This is a genomic window from Dyella sp. SYSU CM1112, from assembly GCF_058216415.1.
This window is the reverse complement of sequence record NZ_JBZEGI010000001.1, coordinates 158,174-172,989: the sequence shown is the minus strand read 5'-3', so window position 1 is coordinate 172,989 and position 14,816 is coordinate 158,174. Positions and strand designations below refer to the sequence as shown.

The window sequence follows — 14,816 nt, the reverse complement described above, 5'->3', positions numbered from 1 at the left end:
ATGTATGAATGCCAGGCCAAGCATCAAATCGATGCCAACACGATAGGAAGCACCGTGCCAGCCAGCAACAGGGCGGTGACCAGCGCGCGCTTGCGCGTGTATCGATAAGCCATATAGATCCCGATCAGAGTCGAGATGAAGAGTCCAAGTGCGACAAAGGCGCAGAAGATTTTCAGCGGTAGTGGATGGGTGGCTTGATGCTTTGGCGAATCCAGCTTTGCCGCCCCAGGCTGCATCACGTCCATTTGCCGTGCACTGTTTGGCGCCGGATTGGCTGTAGGCAGTTGACGACCCTCTTCTGAGGGGCGGCCCCGATGCACTGGCACTACCATCGTCTGTTTCTTATGCAGCTGCGCCAACGTGACCAGCCACGCGGGCGGTTTGTAATCGCTGCCACGGCTGGCTTCATGCAGCCCAAACACCTGCAAGCCACCAGTGAAAGCGAAGAACAGCAATGTCGGGGCAATGAAAACGCCGGCGTAAAGATGAATCTGACGAACAACTTTTAGAAAAGTATGGGATGCGGACATGCCTGCACAGCCTTCTTGGCCACCAAAGGCCAAACCGGAGAAAGAGGGATAAGGGTGCGCGGCACCCTCGATGACAGGCCGCTGGGCGCGACCCCGCGGGAAATCATCCCCTTACAAGCCACCCGCATCCCCGTCTTGAACGGGCTATGCAGTCAGGCTCTGTGGTCCGATCCGCTCCACCAAAGCCTGCCACAAACGCTGTTGCTGTGTCTCGCTCAATGGGGCATTGCGACGATCGGTAAGTTGGAAAAAGTCTTCGACGCGCTCACCGAAAGTAGCAATGCGGGCATCGTGTACGCGTACTTCGCAAACCATCATGACTTGTGCCACTGCGGCGAGCAGTCCGGGACGATCGCTGCACACGAGCGCCATCTGCGTGCGGCTATCGGCTTGCTTGAAATCGATCCGCGGGACCATCTGGAAATGCTTCAGATGGCGCGACATGCTTCGCCGGGGAGGCATGATAGGTGCCGACTGCGCCAAGGCCCGATGCAAGCGCTGCTGCAATTCTTCTGCACGCTCTGGACTGGCCGGCTTCTGGGTTTCAGCTTCAAGCAGTAAAAAAGTATCCATTGCCTTGCCGTCGGGCGAGCTGAGCACGCGCGCTTCCATGACTGAGAAATGCAGCCGGTCAAGCATGGCAGTGACGTTCGCGAACAACCCGTCTCGATCGGGGGCATACACGAATAATTCCGTGCTGCCGCGCACGGACAAAGGATTGACGGCCACCAATGGCAACTTACCGTGACTCTGCAAGATCTCGGAAGTCTGCCATGCAATCTGCTCCGGACGGTGGCGCAGAAAACTCACCATCGGGAACGTATCCCAAAGCTGAGCGATGGCTTCCGAATCACCGCCTTCGGCCACCAGCATGGACATTGCCTGCTCGCGACAGATCTGCGCTCGCGCTGCAGCGCCGGATGAAGGCCTGGCATCACGACGCAATGCATAGCGTGTGGCCGTATAGAGGTCCGCCAGCAGGCGATCCTTCCAGGCATTCCATAATCGGGGGCTAGTGCCGATGATGTCGGCAATGGTGAGCAGATAAAGCTGCCCTAGACGCTCACGCCCGCCCACTACTTCCGCAAAGCGATGCACGACATCGGGGTCGGTAATATCTTGACGCTGCGCGGTGGTACTCATGAGCAGATGCCAACGCACCAGCCATGCCACACGCTCCGCATCATCATCCGGCAACCCAAGCTTCTGGCCGAACGCGCGCGCTTCCTCTTCACCAAGTACCGAATGATCGCCGCCACGTCCCTTGGCGATGTCATGAAATAATGCTGCCAACAACAGCACTTCCGGCTTCGGCAAAGTCGACCAGGCTTCGCAAGCCAACGGAAATTCCGCCTGCGTCGCAGGGTCGGCAAAGCGGGCCACATTGCGCAGCACGCGCAGCGTGTGTTCGTCCACGGTATAAACATGGAACAGGTCGTACTGCATGCGACCAAACACCTTGCCGAAGGCCGGCAGGATGGCAGCCAACAAGCCATGCCGATTCATGCGCCAAAGCGCGTCCACGGCCGGCGCGCCACGCCGCACCAGTCGCAAAAAAGAGGCCAGCACCTGTGGATCACTGGCAAGCCGCTCCCCCAGCATGGCGGTTGCCTGATGGATACGACGCATTGTTTCGGCAGTGAAACCGATAAGGCCTTTTTCGTCGAGCCGTGCGATAAAGATATCCACCAGCGCAGCGGGACGATGTACGAACAACTCCGGATCACTCACCGCCAAGCGTGAGCCATAACGCACGAAATCCACGCCCACCGGTTGCGCGTCACCAGGTGGCTCCAGCATTTCCTCGAAGCGCTCGGCGATCTGGATGCCCAGGCGTTCAACCTGGCTGGCGGCCCGATAGTAGCCCTGCATGAACTGCTCGACGCCGAGATTCTTTTCGTGTTCGTCTTCGAAACCGAGACGCGCAGCGATCGCACGCTGGAAATCGAACAGCAGACGCTCCTCGGGACGTCCTGCCTCGAGGTGAAGGGCAAAGCGGTAGCACCGCAGCGTTGCCTCGGCCTGCAACAAGGTGTCGCATTCGGCCGGATCGAGCAACCCTTCCGTCACCATGTCGGGGAAGTCCGGCGCATGCGCCAGACGCTTACCCAGCCAGCGCAAAGAATCGAGTGTGCGCAATCCGCCCGGTCCATCCTTGAGGTTGGGTTCCAGGTTGTACGCGGTATCGTCGAATCGCGCATGGCGTGCATCGCGTTCGGCGAGGCGTGCCTGCAGGTAGGCTTGCGGCGGCCACATGTCGGGCGCATCCACGATGCCGCGAAGACTCACGTCCAGCGCGGGATCCCCCGCAATGCGGCGCGCATCGAGCAAGCTGGTGAACACCGTCGCATCCGAAGCGGCCAGCGCCTTGCACTGCATCGGATCGCGCACAGCATGGCCTACCTTGAGGCCGATGTCCCAAAGCGTTGCAAAACTCTGCTCCAGGGCTCGAAGACGCGCAGGATCGGCATTCTGTACCAGCGCTAGCAGGTCAATGTCCGAATAAGGGAATAGCAAGCCTCGTCCGAAACCACCGATGGCGAACAAAGCTGCATCACTGACCTCGCCAAGGCACGCCATCCATACATGAGTCACGATGCGCGTGACCGCATCACTGCGCCGGAGGGCCAGCTCGGCAGCGTTGACACCATCGCGAAATGCCATGGCGATGGTCCGGTCGAGATCCCCCAGCAATTGGCGCAAAGCGCGCCGCGCCTCGGTGGAAACGCCCGAACGAGGAACCGCAGGGGGAAGACGCGGGAGGGGCGGAAGAGTCATGGCAAACGGGTGCGAAGGCTCCGGATATAAGGTGCCGACTCAAGCCTACACGCTGGAGTCTTCACCGCCAGCTTCCTCATCAAGCATCCGGCCAGGGCGTCAATATTTCGTATCCATCATCTGTTACCGCAATGGTGTGTTCCCATTGCGCCGAGAGCGAATGGTCCTTGGTGACTACGGTCCATCCATCCGGCAGTTGCTTGGTATGCGGCTTGCCGGCATTGACCATTGGCTCTACGGTGAACGTCATGCCTTTTTGCAGGATCACCCCGGTACCAGGCTTGCCGTAATGCAAAACTTGCGGTTCGTCATGGTAGACCTTGCCGATACCGTGGCCGCAGTATTCCCGCACGACCGAGAAACCCGCCGTTTCGGCGTGCTTCTGGATGGCATGCCCGACGTCGCCGAGCGTGGCGCCGGGCCGCACCGCCTGAATGCCCCGCATCATCGCCTCATGCGTGGTTTCCACCAGGCGCTTGGCCAGCACGCCAGGGGTTCCTACGTAATACATGCGGCTAGTGTCCCCGTGCCAGCCATCTTTGATGACGGTGACATCGAGATTGATGATGTCGCCTTCCTTGAGCACCTTGCCGGGGCTGGGTATGCCGTGGCAAATCACATGGTTGACCGAGGTGCAAAGCGTCTTCGGAAAGCCGTGATAGCCCACATTCGCGGGAATCGCCTTCTGCACGTTCACAATGTGCTCGTAGGCGAGCCGGTCCAGATCCTCGGTGCTGACCCCTGGCTTCACATGCTCCTTGAGCATGGCCAGCACTTCGGCCGCCAGCTGGCCGGCGACACGCATGCCTTCGAGATCTTGAGAGCTTTTGAGGGTAATGGCCATAGCTGCATCGTTATATGGCGGCAAAGTCCTCGAAAACCAGCAACTTGCCGCGAAGCGGTGGTCCCGGCTACAATTTCCGGGTTTTGCAGACCGCTTCCGGCCGATAAAGGCCCACACGGCGCAAAGCGAAGCGGGATTGTAACCGCGCTGCGGTACAACCCCAACCAACGCCACACATGTATCGGCACCGTCTTCGGGGTGCTGTAGCCGCCCTTCTCCAAACCACGGGCGCTGCAGTCGAAGCCGGGGATACATGGAGGTCCCAACCCCCGGGCCACTCGAAAAGGCCCACTGCAGGAGTATTACCATGGCTCAAGTCACCATGCGCCAGATGCTGGAAGCTGGCGTGCATTTTGGTCACCAGACCCGCTACTGGAACCCGAAGATGGCCCCGTACATCTTTGGCGCCCGCGGCAAGATCCACATCATCAACCTCGAAAAGACCCTGCCGCTGTTCACCGACGCGATGAATTTCCTGTCGGGTCTGGCGCAGAAGCGCGGCACCATTCTTTTCGTCGGCACCAAGCGCTCCGCACGCGAAGCCCTGGCCGAAGAGGCTGCCCGCGCCGGCATGCCATTCGTTACCGCCCGCTGGCTCGGCGGCATGCTCACCAACTTCCGCACGGTGAAGCAGTCAGTGGCTCGTCTGAAGGAGCTGGAAGCAGCTGAAACCGACGGCAGCTTTGACAAGCTGGTCAAGCACGAAGTGCTCGCCCTGCGCCGTGAGCGCGCCAAGCTGGAAAACTCCCTCGGCGGCATCAAGAACATGAACCGCCTGCCTGACGCCTTGTTCGTAGTCGACATCGGTCACGAAAACATCGCGGTGCAGGAAGCCAAGAAGCTTGGCATTCCGGTGATCGCCGTGGTCGACACCAACTACAACCCCGAGTTGGTGGACTATGCCATCCCGGGCAATGACGACGCGATCCGCGCCATCCAGCTTTACGCTCGCGCCGCTGCAGACTCGATCCTGGAAGGCAGGGCCGCTGCGCCGGCCGCCGCACAAGGTGATGCCAATGAATTCGTCGAACTAGACGAGGAAGGCAATCCGGTTGCCAAGGACGAGGAGCGTCGCGCCAACGCCCCGCGCCGCAATGCGCCGGCCAAGAAAGGCGCCCCGCGTGGTGATCGCGACGGCCGCGGTGGTCGTGGCGGTCGCGGGGGCCGCGCCCAAGATCTCGCCGATGCCGACTAAGTCTTAAACGCGCCGGAACCCCCTAAGAGGTTCCGGCGCCCCAAAGTTTCCGAGGATCCCATGAGCAATATTTCCGCCCAACTGGTGAAGGACCTTCGCGAGCGTTCCGGCGCCGGCATGATGGAATGCAAGAAGGCACTGGTCGAAAACAATGGCGACATTGATGCCGCGATGGAGTGGCTGCGCAAGTCCGGCCTCGCCAAGGCTGACAAGAAAGCCGGCCGCGTGGCTGCCGAAGGGCGCATCGTTACCGCCCAGGGCAATGGCAACGCGGTACTGGTCGAAGTGAACTGTGAAACCGACTTCGTCACCAAGAATCCCGACTTCGTGAAGTTCAGCGACAACGTTGCGGACATCGCCTTGAAGTCTGGCGCCAAGGATATCGGGGCACTGAAGTCAGCCGCCTATCCCGGTGGCAGCACCGTAGAAGAAGCCTCCAAGGCCCTGGTCGCTACTATCGGCGAAAATATCCAGGTGCGCCGCATGGCTCACGTTGCCAATAGCGGCGTGATCGGCAGTTACATCCACGGCGGCCGCATCGGCGTATTGGTCGCCCTGAAGGGTGGTTCCGATGAGCTGGCCAAAGGCATAGCCATGCATGTTGCGGCCATGAACCCCTCCTATGTGCGCGCCGAAGACGTACCGGCGGATTTCCTGGCGAAGGAGAAGGAAATCGCGCTGAGCCAGATGTCCGACAAGGAAAAGGCCAAGCCTGCCGAAATCCTCGAAAAAATCGTCGGCGGCAAGGTGAACAAGATCATTTCCGAAGTCACACTGCTCGGCCAACCCTATGTGTTGGACACCAACACTTCGGTCGGTGACGTACTGAAGAAGGAAGGTGCAGACGTCATCTCGGTCGTTCGCCTGGCCGTGGGCGAAGGTATCGAGAAGGTGGAAGAAGATTTCGCCGCGGAAGTGATGAAGCAGGCAGGGCTTGCATAAGTCACCACCGGAAGTTTTACAGAAAGCCGCGGGAAACCGCGGCTTTTTTATGACTTCATTCCGTACAAGGCATCAACACCGCGTTTCGCGCGGCTGCAGAAGATCCCACTTATTGCCATACAGATCTTCGAAAACAGCTACGGTGCCATAAGGCTCCTCACGCGGCCACTCAAGAAAACGCACACCGCGAGAACGCATGACTTCATAGCGCGCGTAAAAATCATCGACACGCAGGAATAAAAAAACCCTGCCTCCCGCCTGCTCACCGACACATACATCCTGTTCTGAGCTACTTGCCAGGGCGAGCAACAAACGCGTCTCGCTAGCACCTGGCGGGGCAACCAATACCCAGCGCTTGCCGTCGCCGAGCGGAGTGTCTTCGATCAATTCGAAATCCAGGCACCCGGTGTAGAACGCAATCGCCTCATCGTAGTCGCGCACCAACAACGCGACGGCGGCGATAGCATGCTGCATGACAAACTCCAACTGGTGGTTATGGTGCGAAAGCATAGAAGCATCATGCGCTGACGTCTGCGATGAGCTCCGCTACAATGCGCTCGTTTTGCTTGGGTATCCGGAAACGCGGCATACCACTTCGGTACAGCCACGTGCCTCGATCCGATACTCCTGCCCGATCGGCAGCCTGGAAAAGGATTCCAGACGCTATCGAATTTCTTCACTCATCCATCCGGAGCCCTCATGAGCGACTCGCTAAAGTACCACCGCATCCTGCTCAAACTCTCCGGCGAAGCGCTGATGGGTGACGCCGACTACGGCATCGATCCCAAAGTGATTGGCCGGCTAGCAAACGAAATCATCGAGGTCCAGCAGGCTGGCATACAAATCGGCGTAGTGATTGGCGGGGGCAATATCTTTCGTGGCGCGGGCCTGGCGGCAGCCGGAATGGATCGTGTCACCGGCGATCACATGGGCATGCTGGCAACCGTAATGAATGCGCTGGCCATGCAGGACGCCATCGAAAAACGCGGCGGTTTTGCTCGCGTGATGAGCGCCATCCAAATCCACGATGTTGCTGAAGATTTCATTCGCCGTCGCGCCATTCGCCACATCGAGAAAGGCCGCATCGCAGTGTTTGCCGCGGGGACCGGCAACCCTTTCTTCACGACCGATTCCGCCGCCGCGCTGCGGTCCATCGAGGTAGGCGCCGACCTGCTGCTCAAAGCCACCAAGGTGGACGGCGTTTATACCGCGGACCCTGCCAAGCACCCTGAGGCCGAACGCTTCGAACGGCTGACCTACGATCAGGTGATCGAACGGAAACTGGCCGTAATGGATACCGCTGCCATTGCCCTGTGCAGGGACCATCGCATGCCCCTCCGTATTTATGACATGACGGTGCCCGGCAATCTCATGCGCATCATGCGTGGCGAGCCTATTGGCACATTGGTTGACGCCAGTTGATGTAAGTAGCGGCCTGCAGGGAACTCTCGCCCTTCGCACCCTTTTGGCAGCGGGACTCTGCACCCTTGTCGCATACGGCGCATCCCGCTCTGCCCCCCTGCTATACTTGCCGGCTTGCACGCAAACGGGTGATTTCACATGCTCAACGACATCAAACACGATGCCCAGACCCGCATGGGCAAGAGCATCGATGCCCTGAAGCACGATCTGTCGCGACTGCGCACCGGCCGCGCAAGCACGTCGCTGGTGGAAGGCATCAAAGTGCCCTATTACGGCTCGGATATGCCGCTGAATCAGGTTGCCTCGATTTCTTTGGCCGACGGACGCTCCATCGTGGTTACGCCATTTGAAAAGAACATGGTCGCCCCGATCGAGAAGGCCCTGTTGGCCTCCGACATAGGTATCACCCCCACGACTGCCGGGACAGTAATCCGCCTCAATTTGCCGCCGCTTACCGAGGAACGCCGGCGAGAGCTCGCCAAACATGTATCCCATGAAGGCGAAAACGCAAAGATCGCCATTCGGAACGTACGTCGCGATGCACTGCAGCATGTCAAAGACTTGCTAAAAGAAAAGAAGATTACCGAGGACGAGGAGCGGCGTGCGGACGAGGATATCCAGAAGCTCACGGATCGCTTCGTGAAGGAAGTCGACCAACTGGCCAAGGCCAAGGAAGAGGAGCTCATGGCCATCTAACGGCCTGAGCCTGGGAGCGTGTCCACGGGCACTACCTGCCGCACGTGCGAGGGGGGCAAAGGGTCAACAGCTAGTCTACGCAGCGCGGTATGCGAATGGGCTCAAAGAAGAATGCGCGCCTGCTTCGCAACGCATTTCTTCGCTCATCAGGAGGCTGGACGATGGCAGCAGATGGCCTTTCCCTGGCAAACACGCTTCTGTCGCCCACCCCGGTGAGGTAAACGTCGCCGCCGCCGTTACCCTTGTCCATCCATGACCACGAACCCGCACAACTACATTCCACGCCACATCGGTATTGTGATGGACGGCAACGGTCGTTGGGCAAAGGCCCGCCACCGCCCCCGTAGCTTTGGCCACAATGCGGGCCGAAAGGCTGTGCGTGAAGTGGTGGAGGGCTGCCTGAAACAGAGCGTGGAAGCGCTTACTCTGTTTGCGTTTTCAAGCGAGAACTGGCAGCGGCCTGCAGACGAGGTGAGCGCACTGCTGGACCTTTTCATGCGCGCGCTGGACAAAGAGGTCGATGAATTGCATAGCAATGGGGTTCGTCTGCGCTTCATCGGCGACCTCGATGCCTTCGACAAGCCCCTGCAAAGACGCATGCTCGAGGCCATGAAGCGGACGGCTTCCAACACCAAGCTGCACATGAATGTTGCCGTGAACTACGGTGGGCGCTGGGATGTCGTGCAGGCCGCACGAAAAGCGGCCATGGCGGTGGCACGGGGGGACCTTTCGGTGGATGACATTGACGAGGCCGCGTTCGACCGCTGGACCAGCTTGTCCGAACTTCCTCCACTGGATTTATTCATCCGTACCGGTGGCGATCACCGCATCAGCAATTTTCTGCTTTGGCAACTAGCCTATGCGGAACTGTATTTCACCGATACGCTGTGGCCTGATTTCAACCAGGCATCACTGCAACTGGCCATCAACGACTACGCTCGCCGCGAACGCCGGTTCGGCCGCACTGGCGATCAAATCACCCAGGCCGTACGTTGAATCTTCCTACGATCCTCGCGTGGCCCGCGCTTCGGATCTTTCTCCCGCTCAGGGCAAAGAGGAACGATGGCGTGCACGCCGATATCTCACTGAACGATCATCCATGCGGCCAGCCGATCGCTCCCGAACAGACGATGCGTTCCAGTGATACGCCTTCCATGCGGCCTTGGTCCGCAAAGCTCCGACATCCGTACCGCTCAGACGCCAAACAAGCAGAGCTCATCCCTCAACCGATACCGCCTCGCAGCAACGCTCGCGCAGGCATTTTGATCAGGCCCTAGGAACAACGCCCATGCTGCGACAGCGTGTTCTCACCGCCCTGCTTCTCGCCCCTTTAGTTATCCTGCTTATCCTGCTGACGCCGACGAACGTCTTCGCATGCTTATTGGCGGTAGCGTTTCTGGCGGCCGCGTGGGAATGGTCCCGCTTGGCCGGCATGAAGCATCGCGTCAACCGCGGCATACTGCTCGGTGCCTGCGCCCTGGGCTTCATCGCCCTATGGCAATGGCGCACCACCCCGGGTGTATGGCTGACATTGCTGGTGGCGGGCGTTGCCTGGTGGCTGGTGGCGTGCGTGTGGCTTCGACACTTCGCCTTTGGCGCTGCCCCTACTCCCGAAAACCGTAACATCAAGCTCCTGGCGGGAGCCTTCGTGGTTTTTCCTGCATGGGTCGCCGCGCTCAGCATCCATGGCAGCGAACCGCTCGGCCATGTCTGGGTCTTTCTGGCAATGCTGGTGGTCTGGGCGGCGGACACTGGCGCCTATTTTGCGGGGCGCTTCTTCGGGAAGCGCAAGCTTGCTCCCCAAATTAGCCCGGGCAAAACCTGGGCGGGTGTCTTTGGCGCCTTTGCCACGAGCGCCGTCGTGGCGGCCGTAGCCGGCTGGCTGCTCGGTGTGCACGACCTACGGCTGCTCGGCCTGATCATCGTAACGATTGTCACCGTAGCCAGTTCCATTGTGGGCGATCTGCTGGAAAGCCTGATCAAACGCCATGCGAGCGTAAAGGATTCGGGCGCCCTCTTTCCGGGACACGGTGGCTTGCTGGATCGCCTCGACAGCGTGTTCGCGGCCCTGCCGGTCTTCGCCCTGGGCAAACTGCTGTTAGGGCTTTGAATATTGCGCAGTTGACCGATTACTTGAAAGACCGCGTCTTAATTATCCGATTCAGCTATGGAACTGCCGCCAGAGGCTGCGGTCGATACCTGGACCCCGCACCAATGCGTTCGGGCGACCGGAGGGGCGCCCGGCGGGTACTTTACGGCGCTTACTGATAAGCTTTGAGTTCCTTAGAGACGTACCTGACTTGATGAATCCCTTTTTCGGCTCGGTGTTCTGGTTGCTGGTCACGCTTGGCGTGCTGGTGACCTTTCACGAATTTGGACACTATTGGGTCGCGCGCCGCTGCGGCGTGAAAGTGCTTCGTTTTTCGATAGGTTTCGGGCGCGCCATCTGGAAACGCGTCGGCCGTGACGGCACCGAATACCAGATCGCGGCCATCCCGTTGGGTGGCTACGTAAAAATGCTCGACGCGCGGGAAGGTGAAGTGGACCCGGCGTTGCGCGATCAAGAATTCACGGCGCAATCGATTTGGAAACGCATTGCAATCGTAGCCGCCGGCCCCGGCTTCAATATCCTTTTCACTCTTGCTGCATTCTGGCTGATGTTTGTATTGGGCCGCACGGACTACGCTCCCATTGTCACCGCGGCACCCCAAAGCATGGCAGCAGAAGCGGGCATTCAGCCCGGCGATCGCTTGCTTAATGTAGGCGGTGAACCGGTGACCACCTGGAGTGGGTCGTTCGACGTAATTGCCAATGCGCTCCTGAGCCGTTCGCCGATTGCGGTCACCGTACGCGACTCAAATGGAATCCAGCGCACCCTGGTATTGCCACTCAATCGCTTGCCTGCAGGCGAGGACGTGGGTCAGTACATGGATAAGCTGGGCCTGCAGCTCGCCCCGGCCCCAGCCATCGCCGCTACTGTCTCTCCCGGTGATCCAGCTGCCTTGGCCGGCCTGCAGGCGGGGGACAGGATCCTGAGCGTCAACGGTACGCCGGTGAAAGACTTTGATGATCTCGGCAAGCAGGTTGTCGCAGCCGCTTCGAAATCACCCAAACTCACCGTTGAGGTGGCACGCGATGGCAAACAGTTGTCTTTTCCGGTCACCGCGCGCATGGAATCCGTGGACGGAAGCGTCCCGCGCTGGATCATCGGCGTAACGCCGCCGGCAACAGAACTGGCTATCCAACGCTATGGGCCGGTGAAAGCACTGACCGAGTCGTTGACGATGACGTGGCAACGGGCCACCGACACATTCGGCATGGTCGGCAAGATGCTGATGGGCGAGGCATCCACCCGCAACATCTCGGGAGTCATCGGCATCGCTCAAATAGCTAACGCCGCTGCCCAGATGGGGCTCGATCGCTTCCTGGAATTCCTGGGGCTGGTGTCGCTCAGCCTGGCCATCATCAACCTGCTGCCCATTCCGGTCTTGGATGGTGGGCACCTGCTGTATTACCTTATCGAGCTGATCAAAGGCAGCCCGGTCAGCGAGCGGACCATGATCGCGGGCCAGTACGTGGGCATCGCCTTGTTGTTCACGCTGATGGGGCTGGCGTTCTACAACGACATCCATCGCATCATCCTGCCTTCGTGAGACGAATGCGCGCCGCTTGCAACCTCCGGTTGGATGCTGGCCGCGGCCTTCTTATCGCGTGGCAACCCGTCCGCAAGAGGCAAGGCCCGTTTTTTTCTCGGGTCATTGCCGAACGTGAGTGCGGATAAAAACTCAACGCCGGAACATCGGCTTTGGAAAACATTGCAGCGAGACGGCCTTGTGGCCAGCTCGTCCGAATAACACAACGGAATCGACGATGAAGCGTATCGCCGCCCTGATCCTGCTTGCCTCCCTTTCTACGAGCGTTTTGGCACTCGAACCTTTCGTCGTTTCCGATATCCGCATCGAAGGTCTGAACCGTATCTCGGCTGGCACAGTATTCAACTATCTGCCAATCAACAAAGGCGACCGCCTTACGACCGAAGAGGCGCAGCAAGCCATCCGCGCACTCTATAACACCAAGTTTTTCAGTGATGTCGAGCTGGAACGCGATGGCAACATCCTTGTCGTCAAAGTGGTGGAACGTCCCTCGATCGCCAAGCTGACTATCCGCGGCAACCATGACATCAAGACCGACGATCTCAAAAAAGGCCTGAAAGACATCGGCCTGTCGGAAGGCGAAACCTTCGACCGCCTGGCGCTGGACCGCGTGCAGCAAGAGCTGATCCGTCAGTACTACAACCGCGGCAAGTACAACGTATCGGTCAGCCCGCACGTCGTCCGGCTGGATCGCAACCGCGTTGCAATCGACATCGAAATTCGCGAAGGCAAGGTCGCGAAGATCAAGGAAGTGAACATCGTAGGCAACACGGCGTTCACCGATAAGGAAATCGAGAAGAACTTCGAATCCGGAACAACCAACTGGCTCTCCTGGTATTCGAAGAACGACCAGTATTCGCAAGACAAGCTCTCAGGTGATTTGAAGAAGCTCCAGTCCTACTACATGGATCGCGGCTATGCCGACTTCGGTATCGATTCGACCCAGGTCACCATTTCACCTGACAAGCGCGATATGTACATCGCGGCGGACGTCACTCAGGGCGACATCTATCACATCTCCGGCACGCACCTGCTCGGCCAACTGATTCTTCCGGAAAAAACCCTGCGCAGGCTTGTCTTCGTCAAAGACGGCGATCTTTTCAATCGCCGCGCCATTGAGGCAACTTCCGACTCGATCAAGGCCCTGCTGGCCAATATCGGCTATGCCTTTGCCAAGGTGAACTCGGTGCCCAAGCTCGACAAGGAGAAGCACACCGCCGACATCACCTGGTACATCCAGCCGGGCCCGCGCGTCTATGTGCGCCGCGTGATCTTCCAAGGCAATACCCGTACTGAGGACGATGTGCTGCGCCGTGAAATGCGCCAGCTCGAAGGATCCTGGTACTCGCAGGCGGCCATCGACCGCTCGAAGATCCGTCTGCAGCAGCTCGGCTACTTCAAGACAGTGACCATCGACAAGCAGACCGTTCCAGGTAGCGACGACGAGGTCGACCTGACAGTAAAGGTGGAAGAGCAATCGGCCGGTAGCCTGACTTTCGGCGTCGGTTATTCGCAGTATTCCGGCATCATCCTGTCCAGCTCGGTTTCGCAAAACAACTTCCTCGGCACCGGCGATCACTTCACCATCGGGGCCGAGCGCAGCGACTACCTGACCTCGATCAATGCCGGTTACTACAATCCGTACCTCACCGATAACGGTATCGGCATCGGTTATAACGCCACCTTCTCGAAGGCGGATTACAGCAACCTGGGTAGCGAGTACGCCAGCTACTCCAACAGTACCAAGTCGTTCTCCACTACGCTGGGTATTCCGATCACGGACTTCGACCACCTGAGCGCCAGCCTTGGCCTGGGTAGCACCAAGATCAATACCTATGTGGGTTACACGCCACAGATCCTGGTCGACTACATCAACGCCCTGGGCCACGAAACCATGCATACGTGGACGGGGTCGCTCACCTGGGTGCATGACACGCGTAACTCCTACTGGGCACCGACGCATGGTGGTCAGCTGACAGCAGGCGTGAATGTTGCACTGCCAGGTTCGACCGTGCAGTACTGGACCTTCAACGGCGAAGCCAATCACTACTGGCCGATCGGCAAGGGCTTCGTGCTGTATCTGGACGGCAAGGTCGGTTACGGCAGTACCTATGGTAATCAGACCTACAAATTCACCACCCCCGACTACGATCCGGCTACTGGTGTGGGCTACAAGGCCGGCGACAAGGTGGGATTCCCGTTCTGGATGAACTTCTATGCGGGCGGCGTGACCGACCTGCGCGGCTTCCAGGACAACACCCTCGGCCCGCGCGCTTGCCCGGGTACGACGAGCGGCGGTTATGTGGCACCGGGAGCGAACGGTTACTGCGCTGGCAACACCTACAGCTACTACGCGCAACCGATCGGTGGCTCGTTCAAGGTGCTGGGCACCGCGGAAGTCTACTTGCCCTTACCGTTCCTGAAAGACATCAACACGGCCCGCGTGTCGGTCTTCATGGACGTCGGTCAGGCTTACCAGAGCATCAGTACCTTCAGCGCCAAGCAGCTCGACGCGTCGGCCGGTGTTTCCCTGCACTGGCAGGCGCCCATCGGGCCGCTGATCATCAGTCTCGGCTTCCCGTTCCGCACGCAACCGGGCGACAGCGAATACGAAGAGCGCATCCAGTTCACCTTCGGCAGCCAGTTCTAAGCAACGGTTTGCCCGGTCGACATCTGCGGAAAGCGCGGCCAAGCCGCGCTTTCTTTTGCACCGGCTACAGGCCGAGGGGCACAAGTGTCTCTGCAGGGATTCACCC

12 protein-coding genes are annotated in these 14,816 nt (G+C 59.3%); 8 read left to right on the top strand and 4 right to left on the bottom strand.

Annotation, left to right across the window (positions count from 1 at the left end):
* Positions 1-23 precede the first annotated feature (23 nt).
* From AC4HNJ_RS00910 to map, 3 genes are all read right to left on the bottom strand, one after another.
* The gene (locus AC4HNJ_RS00910; RefSeq protein WP_490477643.1) at positions 24-530 is read right to left on the bottom strand and encodes a PepSY domain-containing protein; all 507 of its coding nucleotides are present in this window, start codon (positions 528-530) and stop codon (positions 24-26) included.
* Between the two features lie 144 nt (positions 531-674).
* Positions 675-3,308, bottom strand: coding sequence for a [protein-PII] uridylyltransferase (gene glnD, locus AC4HNJ_RS00905; RefSeq protein ID WP_490477642.1), 2,634 nt, complete (start codon positions 3,306-3,308; stop codon positions 675-677).
* A gap of 79 nt (positions 3,309-3,387) precedes the next feature.
* Positions 3,388-4,152 carry a type I methionyl aminopeptidase gene (gene map, locus AC4HNJ_RS00900; RefSeq protein ID WP_490477641.1) on the bottom strand — a complete coding sequence of 255 codons (765 nt, stop codon included), beginning with the start codon at positions 4,150-4,152 and terminating at the stop codon, positions 3,388-3,390.
* A 307-nt stretch (positions 4,153-4,459) separates the two neighbouring features.
* On the opposite strand from map, the gene rpsB reads away from it, so the two are divergent.
* Positions 4,460-5,347 carry a 30S ribosomal protein S2 gene (gene rpsB / locus AC4HNJ_RS00895; protein ID WP_490477640.1) on the top strand — a complete coding sequence of 296 codons (888 nt, stop codon included), beginning with the start codon at positions 4,460-4,462 and terminating at the stop codon, positions 5,345-5,347.
* A 60-nt stretch (positions 5,348-5,407) separates the two neighbouring features.
* Complete coding sequence (gene tsf, locus AC4HNJ_RS00890; RefSeq protein ID WP_490477639.1) at positions 5,408-6,289, top strand: translation elongation factor Ts; 882 nt, start codon at positions 5,408-5,410, stop codon at positions 6,287-6,289.
* A 72-nt stretch (positions 6,290-6,361) separates the two neighbouring features.
* Here tsf and AC4HNJ_RS00885 read toward each other — a convergent pair whose 3' ends face one another.
* A complete protein-coding gene (locus AC4HNJ_RS00885) occupies positions 6,362-6,763 on the bottom strand; it encodes a VOC family protein (RefSeq protein WP_490477638.1) in 402 nt (133 codons plus the stop codon).
* A 225-nt stretch (positions 6,764-6,988) separates the two neighbouring features.
* Here AC4HNJ_RS00885 and pyrH point away from each other — a divergent pair, with 225 nt between their 5' ends.
* From pyrH to bamA, 6 genes are all read left to right on the top strand, one after another.
* Positions 6,989-7,711 (top strand): UMP kinase, encoded by a 723-nt coding sequence (gene pyrH / locus AC4HNJ_RS00880; protein WP_490477637.1) that lies wholly within the window; start codon positions 6,989-6,991, stop codon positions 7,709-7,711.
* A 138-nt stretch (positions 7,712-7,849) separates the two neighbouring features.
* Positions 7,850-8,407 carry a ribosome recycling factor gene (gene frr, locus AC4HNJ_RS00875; protein ID WP_490477636.1) on the top strand — a complete coding sequence of 186 codons (558 nt, stop codon included), beginning with the start codon at positions 7,850-7,852 and terminating at the stop codon, positions 8,405-8,407.
* A 252-nt stretch (positions 8,408-8,659) separates the two neighbouring features.
* Positions 8,660-9,403, top strand: a complete 744-nt coding sequence (gene uppS / locus AC4HNJ_RS00870) for a polyprenyl diphosphate synthase (protein WP_490477635.1) — start codon at positions 8,660-8,662, stop codon at positions 9,401-9,403.
* A 292-nt stretch (positions 9,404-9,695) separates the two neighbouring features.
* The gene (locus tag AC4HNJ_RS00865; RefSeq protein WP_490477634.1) at positions 9,696-10,517 is read left to right on the top strand and encodes a phosphatidate cytidylyltransferase; all 822 of its coding nucleotides are present in this window, start codon (positions 9,696-9,698) and stop codon (positions 10,515-10,517) included.
* A gap of 193 nt (positions 10,518-10,710) precedes the next feature.
* Positions 10,711-12,060 carry an RIP metalloprotease RseP gene (gene rseP, locus AC4HNJ_RS00860; protein ID WP_490477633.1) on the top strand — a complete coding sequence of 450 codons (1,350 nt, stop codon included), beginning with the start codon at positions 10,711-10,713 and terminating at the stop codon, positions 12,058-12,060.
* A 217-nt stretch (positions 12,061-12,277) separates the two neighbouring features.
* Positions 12,278-14,710 carry an outer membrane protein assembly factor BamA gene (gene bamA / locus AC4HNJ_RS00855; RefSeq protein ID WP_490477632.1) on the top strand — a complete coding sequence of 811 codons (2,433 nt, stop codon included), beginning with the start codon at positions 12,278-12,280 and terminating at the stop codon, positions 14,708-14,710.
* Positions 14,711-14,816: the final 106 nt, after the last annotated feature.